An 11,925-nucleotide genomic window follows, 5' to 3' on the forward strand; every position below is an offset into this window, starting at 1 on the left:
CGGCCTCCGGTCGGAACGTGGCCAGGCTCACCCAGATGCGGCGGCCGACCGGTCACACCGGGTGGCGTGATCGGAGATTGAAGCGGCTCAGGCTGCCAGCCCCTTCTTCGCAAGCATCGCGTCCGGGCTCGGCAGCTTGCCGCGGAACGCCTTGTAGGCATCCTCCGGGTCGACCGATCCGCCGACCGAATAGATGTTGTCCTTGAGACGGGCGGCCATCGCCGGATCGAAGGCGTTGCCGGTCTCCTCGAAGGCCGCGAAGGCATCGGCATCAAGCACTTCCGACCACATGTAGGAATAGTAGCCGGCCGAATAGCCATCGCCGGAGAAGACATGCAGGAAATGCGGGCTGCGGTGACGCATGACGATCGATCGGGGCATGCCGATCTCATCGAGCTTCTTCGCTTCGAGCGCCATCGGCTCCGCCGTCGCCTCAGCCGTATGATAAGCCATGTCGACCAGGGCGGAGGAGGTGAACTCCACGGTCGCGAATCCGGAGTTGAAGGTCCGGGCCGCCAGCACCTTGTCGAGCAGCGCCTGCGGCATCGGCTCGCCGGTCTGGTAATGCACTGCGTAGCGCTTGAGGATCTCCGGCACCGTCAGCCAGTGCTCGTAAAGCTGCGACGGCAGCTCGACGAAATCGCGCGAGACGCCGGTCCCGGAAACCGAGGGATAGGTGACGTTCGATAGCATGCCATGCAAGGCGTGCCCGAACTCGTGGAAGAGCGTGCGGGCATCGTCCAGCGACAGCAGCGCCGGCTTGCCCTCGGCGGGCTTGGCGAAGTTGCAAACGTTGTAGATGATCGGCAGTTCGCCCTCGGCACCGTTCTTCAGCTTGAGCTTGTGCTGCGACTGGAACGAACTCATCCACGCGCCGGAGCGCTTGGAGGGCCGGGCAAAATAGTCACCCAGGAAGAGCGCCACCAGCTTGCCCGCCGCATCGCGAATCTCGAAGACACGCACATCGGGATGGTAGGCAGCAACGCCCTTCTTCTCCGTCGCGGTGATGCCGAACAGGCGCTTGGCAACGTCGAAGCAGGCATCGATGATCTTTTCGAGCTGCAGGTAAGGCTTGAGTTCGCCTTCGGAGAAATTGAACTTCTCGGCCCGGAGCTTCTCGGCGTAGTGGCGCCAGTCCCAGGGCATGACGTCGTGATTGCGGCCCTCGTCGGCAATGAGCCGCGCGAGTTCGGCCTCTTCCTCGCGGGCGCGGGCAACGGCCTTTTCCCAGACCTGCATCAGCAGACCGTTCACGGCGGCCGGCGTCTTCGCCATGGTGTCGTCGAGCTTCAGCGACGCGAAGTTTTCGTAGCCGAGCAGCTTCGCCTTTTCCGCGCGCAGCGCCAGCATCTCGGCAATCAGCCCGCGATTGTCGGTGTCACCGCCGTTCTCGCCGCGCGCAATCCAGGCCCGGAAGGCCTGTTCACGGAGCTCGCGATTGTCCGAGAAGGTCAGGAACGGTTCAATGATCGAGCGCGACAGGGTGACCGCGTATTTTCCCTTCTGACCGCGATCCTCGGCGACCGCCGCCATCGCATCACGCAGGAAGTCCGGCAGACCGGCGAGCTGCTCCTCGCTCTCCAGGAACAGCACCCAGCTCTTCTCGTCGGCAAGCACGTTCTGGCCGAACTTGGCGCCGATGCCGGCGAGCTTCTCGTTGATTCCCGCCAGTCGTTCCTGCTCAGGCTTTTCGAGCTTGGCGCCGGACTTGACGAAACCCTTCCAGTGCCGCTCGAGCACGCGCGTCGCTTCGAGATCGAGACCGAGGGCCCGACGTCCCTGCCACAGCGTATCGATGCGCTTGAACAGCGCCGCGTTCATGCCAATCTTCGAATAGTGCCGCGACATCTTCGGCGCGATCTCCCGTTCCAGAGCCTGGATCGTTTCGTTGGTGTCGGCGCCGGCCTTGTTCCAGAAGATCGAGGACACCCGCGAAAGCCCGTCGCCGGCGATCTCGAGCGCGACGATCGTGTTCTCGAAGGTGGGCGCGGCAGGATTTTCGGCGATCGCGTCAATCTCCGCCTCATGTTCCCGGAAGGCGGCGTCGAAAGCCGGGGCGAAATCCTCGTCCTTCACCAGATCGAAACGCGGCAGGCCCTCGTGTCCGGTCCACTGCGTGAGTGCGGGGTTGAGCGGGGTGCTGGTGGTCATCAGAAATCCTTTCGCATGCGGTCCGGCTCAAGACCGGGGAGGGGGCCGGCGACCTATGACAACAGGAAGCGGCGAAAATGAAGGTGGTTGCCGGCGGGGACACCGTCAAGGTTTGCGCAGGCCGAGAAGGCCGGGTGCGGCATGCCAGACCGCCTGGACGGCAAAGCCCATGAACAGGAGTCCGGAGAGCCTGACGATCGCCAGTTCGTGGCGACGATAGAAGCGCCGCACCACCGAAGCACCGATGACGATGATCAGGATCAGGTCGGCAACGAGAAAGCCGACCAGCGAAACGCCAAGCAGGGCCGGCAGCGCGTCGAATTCAAGCGCGTTGGCGGAACCGGCAAGCAGGGCCGTGAAGGTTGCGAGCGCTACCGGGTAGCCCTTGGGATTGGTGAGCCCGAAGATCAGGCCGCGCCGCAACGGACGCTCGACCGCCAGCAGCGCCCGATTTTCGCCGGCCGGCCGCGCCCGCAGCGCCGTCCAGCCGATCCAGCCGAGATAGACACCGCAGAAAAGGCCGAGGATATCGAAGATCGTCGTCCCGACGGAACGGGCGCCGACGATTGCGACCAGCGCCAGGGTCGACCAGAGAATATCGCCAGCCAGATGCCCGCCCATGAACAGGGCGCCTGCCTTGCGCCCCTGGCCGGCACCGATACCGAGCAATGCCAGAAAGGCGGGGCCTGGAATGAGCGTATAGGAGAGGGCGGCGAGAAAGGCTCCGATCAACAGCGTCTCGGACATGGCATATTCCTGATTGTATCGCCGGCATTCGATCCCGCAGCACCGATTCCGTCAAGAGGAAAGCAAGGCATTCGATGCCAGCCGTTAGATCGGTGGAGCAGGGAAGGTGGCGCGCCCAGCCCCCATCTCCGCCAAGGCGGTCACCGTCCGCGGCTGCGGCCGACAAAGGTCAGAGCATCGATGGTCGCCTGCAGCATCGCCATTACGGCGCGGATGAATTTCCGCATGGTTGCGCTCCTCTCCCGGTGGATAAGCCTGCCCCTCGGACACGCTCGCATCGGAAGCATTCCATATGCCGGTACAACCGCCTGTTTCTCCGGGAACGCGCGGCCATGCCGGACGCACAAATCTTTCGTCGCGATGATTTCCCTCGACACGAAGTTGCGCTAGAAGGCGGCCTGCAGCGCCATGCGTCCGTTCAGACGGACAAAGGCCGCGTAGCACTATTTGAAGGGCTGCATGTTTTCCCCTTGGATCGGCCCGGTCTAAGGGGACATGCAGTCAGTTTTCCCCGCGAGAAGGACTATCCATGACTGTGCGCAACCTCTTCCTTCTGCCCGGCGACGGCATCGGCCCGGAAGCCATGGCGGAAGTCCGCAAAATCATCGCCTACATGAATGCCGAGCTTGGCGCCGGCTTCGTGACGGACGAGGGCCTGGTCGGCGGTTCGGCCTATGACGCCCACGGCCAGGCGATCTCGGAAGCGGACATGAAGAAGGCGCTGGCCGCCGACGCGGTGCTGTTCGGCGCCGTCGGCGGGCCGAAGTGGGATGCGGTGCCCTACGAGGTCCGCCCGGAAGCCGGTCTGTTGCGCCTGCGCAAGGACCTCGAGCTCTTCGCCAACCTGCGCCCGGCGATCTGCTATCCGGCGCTGGCGGCCGCCTCGTCGCTGAAGCCGGAGCTGGTCGAAGGCCTCGACATCCTGATCGTGCGTGAATTGACCGGCGGCGTCTATTTCGGCGAGCCGAAGGAGATCGTCGATCTCGGCAACGGCCAGAAGCGCGGCATCGACACCCAGGTCTACGACACCTACGAGATCGAGCGCATCGCCGGCGTCGCCTTCGAGCTCGCCCGCACAAGGCAGAACCGCGTCTGCTCGATGGAAAAGCGCAACGTCATGAAGTCGGGCGTGTTGTGGAACCAGGTGGTGACCGAGACGCACAAGGCGAAATATGCCGACGTTCAGCTCGAGCACATGCTGGCGGACGCCGGCGGCATGCAGCTGGTGCGCCAGCCGAAGCAGTTCGACGTCATCGTCACCGACAACCTGTTCGGCGACATGCTGTCGGACGTGGCGGCGATGCTGACCGGCTCGCTCGGCATGCTGCCGTCGGCCTCGCTCGGCGCCCCGGATGCGGTCAGCGGCAAGCGCAAGGCGCTCTACGAGCCGGTGCATGGCTCGGCCCCGGACATCGCCGGCAAGGGCATTGCCAACCCGATCGCGATGATCGCCTCGTTCGCCATGTGCCTGCGTTACTCCTTCAACCTGACGAAGGAGGCCGACAATCTCGAAAAGGCGATCGCCAATGTGCTCGACCAGGGCATCCGCACCGGCGACATCATGGCCGAAGGCGCGAGGAAGGTCGGCACGACAGAGATGGGCGACGCCATCCTTTCCGAGTTCAAGGCGCTGTCGGCCTGATCAGCGGACGATGCCGCATGGCACCGGCCCGGCGCCGGCCACCACCCGACAAACAGGCACCTCCGGAGCGCATCCGGAGGTGTCTTGCGTTTGACGCCTTGAATTTGCCAAAAGAACCGACACATCGGGAGAGATGGCCCGAGAGCCAGTCAAAAGACAAATGACCGCAGGACTGACGAGTACTGGCGGCCGGACGGAGAGTCATGAAACGACCATTGGTGGCCACCGGATGGATTTTGCTGACGACGATCGTCCTCGTGTTCGCCCTTGTTCCGCTGGACCCGTTTCTGTCCCAGAAGGCGCAGGGCTTGCCCGCCGGCATCGTCGCCTTCAACCAAAAGATCACCGACTTCGGCCGCTTCGGCTGGATGATCTATCTTTCCGCCACCGCCCTGGCCGTCGCCTTCGTCGTGCGGCGCGCGGCAAAGCAGGAGCCGCTTCAGCGCAGGGCAAGCACCGCCAGCGATCTTGCGGCCTATTTTCTCCTGACGATCGGCACGGCCAGCGTGCTGGTGCACACGCTGAAAATTATCGTCGGCCGGGCCCGGCCGGAGCTCTTCACCGAGCTCGGCGCCTATAGTCTGACGCCATTTGCCAACACCAATCTCTACGAGAGTTTTCCCTCCGGCCATTCGACCGCCGCCGGCGCCTTCTTCGGCGTCTTCGCCATGCTGCTGCCGAAGCTGAGGCCGCTGTTTCTGATCCTCGCGCTGATGATCGGCGTCTCCCGCGTCATCGTTGGCGCGCATTATCCAAGTGACGTCGCTGCCGGGCTGCTGCTCGGCCTTTGGACATCGGTGATGATGGCGTTTCTCTTCGCCAGGTATGGCCGGCTGTTCCATCTCGGCCCGGGTGGCTGGCCGTTGCTGGGACGCAGCGACCAGGCCAAATAAAAAGCCGGCGCGGAAGACCGCGCCGGAGTCAGGAGAGCCGTGATAGCTCGGGGAAGATCCGGGCAATTCCGGACGAAACGGTTTCCGCCCGGAATTGCGTGATTTCAGCGTCTAGTCCATCGCGTGGATGTCGCGATCCTTCGTTTCCGGCAGGAACAGCAGACCGATCACCAGCGTGATGCCTGCGAACACGATCGGGTACCAGAGGCCGTAGTAGATATCGCCCTGGGCCGCGCTCATCGCGAAGGCCGTTGCCGGCAGCAGGCCGCCGAACCAGCCATTGCCGATGTGGTAGGGCAGCGACATGCCGGTGTAGCGGATACGGGTCGGGAAGAGTTCGACCAGCAGCGCCGCGATCGGGCCGTAGACCATCGTCACGTAGATGACGAGCACGGTCAGAACGGCGATGATCATAGTCCAGTTGACATTGGCGGGATCCGCCACCATCGCGAAGGTGCCGCCGCCGGCGATCGTGTAGACGGCCATCTCGGTGGCAGCGCCGACTTCATCCTTGGTCAGCAGCTTGTCAGCGATCAGCTTCTCCGCGGGAACCATGGTCTTTTCGCCGCCGCGGACGGCAGCCGCATCGAGCGACAACTCCGGGTTGGCGGCAACGAAGGCGTCAAGCTTGGATTCCGGAACCTTCGCCGCACCACGAACCAGCGGGTAGCCGGCATCGTGAAGCGCCATATTGACCTGCTTTTCGAAGGCACCGTTGGCAGCCTTGGCGCCATCACCGGCGGCGGCGGCGTCGTAGCTGTTGATCGTGGTTTCGCCGACCTTGACCGTTGCGGCCGTACCGGCGGCTGCGGTCGTAACGACGTCATAAGGCACCGAGTTCTTGGTCAGGAACGCCGTTGCGATGTCACACGAGGTGGTGAATTTCGCCGTACCGGTCGGGTTGAACTGGAACTTGCAGTCGCCCGGTGCCGCAGTCACGGTCGCGCGGACCGTTGCCTGGGCCTGTGCGAGCGCCGGGTTGCCGGCCCAGGTCATCGCCTTGAACAGCGGGAAGTAGGTAAGCATGGCAAGCAGCAGACCGGCCATGATGATCGGTTTGCGACCGATCTTGTCGGAGAGCCAGCCGAAGAACACGAAGAAGCCGGTGCCGATCAGCAGCGAGGCGGCGACCATCAAGTTGGCCGACTGGCCGTCCACCTTGAGCACGCCTGTCAGGAAGAACAGGGCGTAGAACTGACCGGAGTACCAGACGACCGCCTGCCCGACGACAGCGCCGAACAGTGCCAGAAGCGCGATCTTGGCGTTCTTCCACTGACCGAAGGCTTCCGACAGCGGTGCCTTGGAGCCCTTGCCCTCTTCCTTCATCTTCTTGAAGGCGGGCGATTCGTTCATCTTCAGGCGGATCCAGACGGAGATACCGAGCAGCACGCAGGACAGAAGGAAGGGAATGCGCCAACCCCAGGCGGCGAAGGCTTCCTTGCCGACGACAAACTGCACGAGCAGGATCACCACCAGCGACAGGAACAGGCCGAGCGTCGCCGTGGTCTGGATCCAGGAGGTGAAGTAGCCGCGGCGCCCATGCGGCGCATGTTCGGCCACATAGGTGGCGGCACCGCCATATTCACCGCCGAGCGCCAGGCCCTGCAGCATGCGCAGGGCGATGAGCAGGATCGGCGCGGCGATACCGATCGAAGCAGCGCCGGGCAGGATGCCGACCAGGAAGGTCGACAGGCCCATGATCAGGATCGTCACGAGGAAGGTGTACTTGCGGCCGACGAGATCGCCGAGGCGACCGAAAACCAGGGCGCCGAACGGACGCACCAGGAAGCCGGCTGCGAATGCCAGAAGCGCGAAGATGTTTCGCGTCGTTTCCGGATAGGAACTGAAGAAGGTCGCGCCGATATAGACGGCGAGTGAGCCGTAGAGGTAGAAATCGTACCATTCGAACACGGTACCAAGCGACGAGGCGAAGATGACCTTCTTCTCCTCGCCGGTCATCGGACGCGTTTTTGCGTCCTCCGCTGTCGCGATATTTGCCACTTTGCTTATCCTCCACTCCAAAACAGCTTGTTGGAGCGCCCATTGGCTGGCCCGGCATTCCTCCCTAGAATCGCCGGGCGTGGTGCGCCTGATCTGAAGGATGTCAGAAAAGCGCCGTCGCAGGCAGAGATGCTTTCGGCTTATGACTTTCGTCTAATGCGGCGATCGACCGCGGAGGGCCCGGCAAAGGCGCCGCAGCGCCGCCATGTCTTGACTCTTCCCCAAAACCGCGTAAGAGCAGCGTCGAACGAGGAAATCATCACCATGCGACCGATCGGTCCAGCCATCGCTGCTTTGATCCTGCCGGCTCTTGCCGCGGGGCAGGCTGTCGATTTTTCGTTCGCTTGCAAAACAACGGCCAAAACGACGACGAAAACCGTCTGACGTCTCTGGCCCTCCGCTCTCTCCCCGGTAAGGCCGGGGACCGGAACCTTCGCGGCAACGCGCGCGGTTCCCCCTCCACCCGATGAGGAGAGACAGAAAGAGAGCTTAGATCATGGGTTTCAAGATTGCAGTCGCAGGCGCCACCGGCAATGTCGGCCGGGAGATGCTGAACATTCTTTCCGAACGCGGCTTTCCCGCGGATGAAGTGGTCGCCCTTGCTTCCGCCCGCTCCCAGGGCACGGAAGTTTCCTTCGGCGACAAGACCCTCAAGGTCAAGAACCTCGAAAACTACGATTTCTCCGATACCGATATCTGCCTGATGTCGGCCGGCGGCGCGGTATCGCTCAAGTATTCGCCGAAGATCGGCCAGCAGGGCTGCGTCGTCATCGACAATTCTTCGGCCTGGCGCTACGACGCCGAAGTGCCGCTGATCGTGCCTGAAGTAAACCCGGATGCGGTCTCGCTCTTCACCAAGAAGAACATCATCGCCAACCCGAATTGCTCGACCGCCCAGCTCGTCGTCGCGCTGAAGCCGTTGCACGACCACGCCAAGATCAAGCGCGTCGTCGTCTCGACCTACCAGTCGGTTTCCGGTGCCGGCAAGGAGGGCATGGACGAGCTCTTCAACCAGACCCGCGCGGTCTTCGTTGCCGACCCGATCGAATCGAAGAAGTTCACCAAGCGCATCGCCTTCAACGTCATCCCGCACATCGACGTGTTCATGGAAGACGGCTACACGAAGGAAGAGTGGAAGGTCTTGGCTGAAACCAAGAAGATGCTCGATCCGAAGATCAAGGTGACCTGCACCGCCGTGCGCGTTCCCGTGTTCATCGGCCATTCGGAATCGGTCAACATCGAATTCGAAAACGAGATCACCGCCGATGAAGCGCGCGACATCCTGCGCGAGGCACCGGGTTGCCTGGTCGTCGACAAGCACGAAAACGGCGGCTACGTCACGCCGTACGAATGCGCCGGCGAAGACGCGACCTATATCTCGCGCATCCGCGAAGACGCCACGGTCGAAAACGGCCTCAACCTGTGGGTTGTCTCCGACAACCTGCGCAAGGGCGCCGCACTGAACGCGATCCAGATCGCCGAGCTCCTGGTCAACCGTGGCCTTATCAAGCCGCGCAAGCAGGCGGCCTGAAAGAGGCTGTAGAGCAGTTCGCTCCCGCCGAGCTCATCCGGGCTTGGCGGGTTTCCTGTTTCACGGGCCATGGGCGGTGTCGCCCCGGAATCACGTGAAACCACGATAAAGTTACCCGCCACTCCCGGTAGGTGACACCGCCGGCGAAGGCTGGCATTTTTTGAAAGCAACGAGATTCGGGCTATGACGGGGTATTTCATGCACAGGGCAAAGTGCGTAGCAGTGGGGCTTGCTGCCCTGATTTCGACTGCAATTTTTCCGGCTATGGCATCTGCTGCCCAATGCGGCAATGACGGCAGCGGCTTTGCTGCCTGGGTGCAGAACTTCAAGCAGGAAGCCTCCGGCAACGGGATCAGCCCTGCAGTCCTCGATCGCGCCCTGTCGAGCGTCTCCTACAACAAGGCGACGATCCGCGCCGACCGCGGCCAGAAGAGCTTCAAGCTGTCGCTTGACCAGTTCATGCAGAAGCGCGGTGGCCAGGCGATCATTTCCCGCGGCAAGAAGATGAAGCAGCAGAACGCCGCGCTGTTCACCAGCATCGAGCAGCGTTTCGGCGTGCCGGCCGGCCCGCTGATCGCCATCTGGGGCATGGAGACCGGCTTCGGCGGCTTCATGGGCAAGGAGCATACGCTCTCGGCCGTGTCGACGCTTGCCTATGACTGCCGCCGCTCGGACTACTTCACCGACCAGCTCTATGCGGCGCTGCAGCTCGTGCAGCGCGGCGATCTGAGCCCGGATGCGCACGGTGCTGCCCACGGCGAGATCGGCCAGACCCAGTTCCTGCCGGCCAACGTCTTGAAGTACGGCGTCGATGGCGATGGCAATGGCCACATCGACATGGTGCGTTCCAAGGCCGACGCACTGGCTTCGACCGCCAACTTCCTGCGCGGCCACGGCTGGCAGCCGGGTGCGGGCTATCAGCCCGGCCAGGCGAACTTCGCTGCGATCCAGGGCTGGAACGCGGCAAGCGTCTACCAGCAGGCAATTGCCATCATCGGCGCGGAGATCGACGGCCTCTGATCTTTCGGATATCCGACCTTTTCTGAGAAAGTCTCAAGCCCGGTTCGAATGGACCGGGCTTTTTGCTGGCTACATGCCCGGACGGGAGAAGTCGCCGGTCGCCGGGTCCATCACCCAGAGCTCGCCGGTCGAGATGTCGAACCAGGCGCCATGCAGATGCAGCTTGCCCTTGGCCTCAAGGATCTGAACGCAGGGAAAGGTGCGCAGGTTTGCAAGCGAGTTGCGGATCGAGACCCGCTCGAGCGCGCGCTGGCGCTCCGCCTGGGTCATGATGTCGTTGCTCTGGATCTGCTCGGCTGCCGGCTTCAGGAGGTGCATCCAGCGACCGATGAAATCACCGGGCGACAAGGGCTCGGCATCCGGATCGAGTGCCGCCTTGATGCCGCCACAGCGGCCATGCCCCATCACGACGATATCGCTGACGCGCAACGACTGCACGGCGAACTCCAGGGCGGCCGACGTCGAGTGATAATGACCGTCGGGTTCATAGGGCGGCATCAGATTGGCAACGTTGCGCACGACGAAGAGTTCGCCCGGGCCGCTGTCGAAGATCGTTTCCGGCGCCGCACGCGAATCGCAACAGGCGACGACCATCGTCTTCGGCTTCTGGCCGGATTCCGCGAGCGCCTTGTAGCGTTTCTGCTGTTCGTTGAAGCGGCCATTCATGAAGTTGTGGTAGCCGTTCAGAAGGTGATCCGGAAAACGCTGCTGCTGCTTGTCCATCGGTTTCTCCGCTGCTGCTTCGAGCCAGACGCGGGCCTTCGCCCGCATCACGCTCCAAGTCATGAAAATCATCATGATCTAAAGTTCAATCCACGATGTCTTCCAGGCATCGTCGATGAACAGCTTCTTCTATTTTCTATTTTCGCCGTATCTGATTCGGATGCACCAGACGGCGCATCTGCACCATCGCCATCGGCGTCGAAAGGCTCGAGGCATCCTGCTCGATCGTCAGTTCATCGGCACCGCGCTTGACGCTGCGCGCGATGATCTCGAACACGCTCGCGGTCGCCATCTGCAATGCGCGCTCTTCCGACAGTCCTTCGAGAAGTCGCGCAAGGAACACGGCAGTCAGCAAGTCGCCTGTGCCATTCGGCGGATTCTCGACCAGCCGATGCTCGGCGAGCAGCGCATGATTGCCCGAAAGGAAGAGGTTGCCCGTGCCGCCGCTCATCATCGGCACTGCCGAGGTCACCAGCACGCGGGCCGGGCCGAGGCCGAGAGCAGCATCGAGGATTGCCGTATTCGTTTCCAGCGTGGCGCCGGAGAGCCAGGCAAGCTCGAAGCGGTTCGGCGTCGCCAGATTGGCAAGCGGCAGCAACCGGTCGCGAATAGCCGTCGCGGTCGCCTCCGGAACATAGAGCCCGCCGGCATCGCCGATGACGGGATCGCAGGCATAGATGAGCTTGGGATTACGCTCCCTGAGGGCTGCCACCAGGCGCGCGACACCTTCGGCCTGACCGGTCGAGCCGAGATAGCCCGAAAGCACGGCGCGCACCTCGCCCACCCAGGGCGCTGCAATGAGATCGTCGATTACCGACTGGAAATCCGCATCCGGAATGGTGACCCGCGTCGAGCGCCCATGCCCGGGATGCCAGGGAAGAATGACCGTCGGCAGTGCCCAGACCGGATGCCCCAGCGTCTCCAGCGCGAAGACTGCGGCCCGGTTGCCGACCTTGCCACGCACGACATGGCTCGAGATGACGATGACGGCGCCGGGCAGGGAGGGCATTTCGGGCATCGACGAGTCCAATCCTTCAGTCTAGAAACTCTGATCACCCGACTGTCACCGCCCTGTCAACAGCCGATGGCAGATGGGTCCCGCAGAAGCCGCTGGCGTTTTCGTGCTTTTTCATCGATTTTCGAGCAATTTTCGCGAAATTGCCTTCGATTTAAATGGATTTAAGCTGTTTTCACGTGAAATTCTCCGATTTTGGGCT

10 protein-coding genes are annotated in these 11,925 nt (G+C 62.8%); 5 read left to right on the top strand and 5 right to left on the bottom strand.

The window, feature by feature from the left end; translation table 11 throughout:
* Nucleotides 1-87 precede the first annotated feature (87 nt).
* Nucleotides 88-2,151: a M3 family metallopeptidase gene (locus AC1Z3V_RS16905; protein ID WP_483500538.1), complete on the bottom strand. Its 2,064-nt coding sequence runs from the start codon at nt 2,149-2,151 to the stop codon at nt 88-90.
* Nucleotides 2,152-2,256: 105 nt separating this feature from the next.
* Nucleotides 2,257-2,898: a LysE family translocator gene (locus tag AC1Z3V_RS16910; protein WP_483500540.1), complete on the bottom strand. Its 642-nt coding sequence runs from the start codon at nt 2,896-2,898 to the stop codon at nt 2,257-2,259.
* A gap of 529 nt (nt 2,899-3,427) precedes the next feature.
* Between AC1Z3V_RS16910 and leuB the strand changes: the two genes are divergently transcribed.
* Together leuB and AC1Z3V_RS16920 are read left to right on the top strand one after the other, a co-directional pair.
* On the top strand, nt 3,428-4,540 hold the full coding sequence (gene leuB / locus AC1Z3V_RS16915; RefSeq protein WP_483500542.1) for a 3-isopropylmalate dehydrogenase: 1,113 nt from the start codon (nt 3,428-3,430) through the stop codon (nt 4,538-4,540).
* 203 nt (nt 4,541-4,743) lie between these two features.
* Nucleotides 4,744-5,433, top strand: a complete 690-nt coding sequence (locus tag AC1Z3V_RS16920) for a phosphatase PAP2 family protein (RefSeq protein ID WP_483500544.1) — start codon at nt 4,744-4,746, stop codon at nt 5,431-5,433.
* Nucleotides 5,434-5,544: 111 nt separating this feature from the next.
* Here AC1Z3V_RS16920 and AC1Z3V_RS16925 read toward each other — a convergent pair whose 3' ends face one another.
* Nucleotides 5,545-7,392 carry an MFS transporter gene (locus tag AC1Z3V_RS16925; RefSeq protein WP_483504102.1) on the bottom strand — a complete coding sequence of 616 codons (1,848 nt, stop codon included), beginning with the start codon at nt 7,390-7,392 and terminating at the stop codon, nt 5,545-5,547.
* A gap of 84 nt (nt 7,393-7,476) precedes the next feature.
* On the opposite strand from AC1Z3V_RS16925, the gene AC1Z3V_RS16930 reads away from it, so the two are divergent.
* The 3 genes from AC1Z3V_RS16930 (at nt 7,477) to AC1Z3V_RS16940 (ending at nt 9,985) form a co-directional block, all read left to right on the top strand.
* Entirely contained in the window at nt 7,477-7,818 is a 342-nt protein-coding gene (locus tag AC1Z3V_RS16930; protein ID WP_483500545.1) for a hypothetical protein, read from the top strand.
* 112 nt (nt 7,819-7,930) lie between these two features.
* Nucleotides 7,931-8,965 (top strand): aspartate-semialdehyde dehydrogenase, encoded by a 1,035-nt coding sequence (locus tag AC1Z3V_RS16935; RefSeq protein WP_173517921.1) that lies wholly within the window; start codon nt 7,931-7,933, stop codon nt 8,963-8,965.
* 198 nt (nt 8,966-9,163) lie between these two features.
* Nucleotides 9,164-9,985: a lytic murein transglycosylase gene (locus AC1Z3V_RS16940; protein WP_429818875.1), complete on the top strand. Its 822-nt coding sequence runs from the start codon at nt 9,164-9,166 to the stop codon at nt 9,983-9,985.
* A 69-nt stretch (nt 9,986-10,054) separates the two neighbouring features.
* On the opposite strand, the gene AC1Z3V_RS16945 is transcribed toward AC1Z3V_RS16940, so the two are convergent.
* Entirely contained in the window at nt 10,055-10,708 is a 654-nt protein-coding gene (locus AC1Z3V_RS16945) for a carbonic anhydrase (protein WP_483504103.1), read from the bottom strand.
* A 136-nt stretch (nt 10,709-10,844) separates the two neighbouring features.
* Entirely contained in the window at nt 10,845-11,726 is an 882-nt protein-coding gene (pdxY, locus tag AC1Z3V_RS16950; protein ID WP_483500547.1) for a pyridoxal kinase PdxY, read from the bottom strand.
* Nucleotides 11,727-11,925: the final 199 nt, after the last annotated feature.

It is taken from the genome of Ensifer sp. 38_S197, from assembly GCF_056924495.1.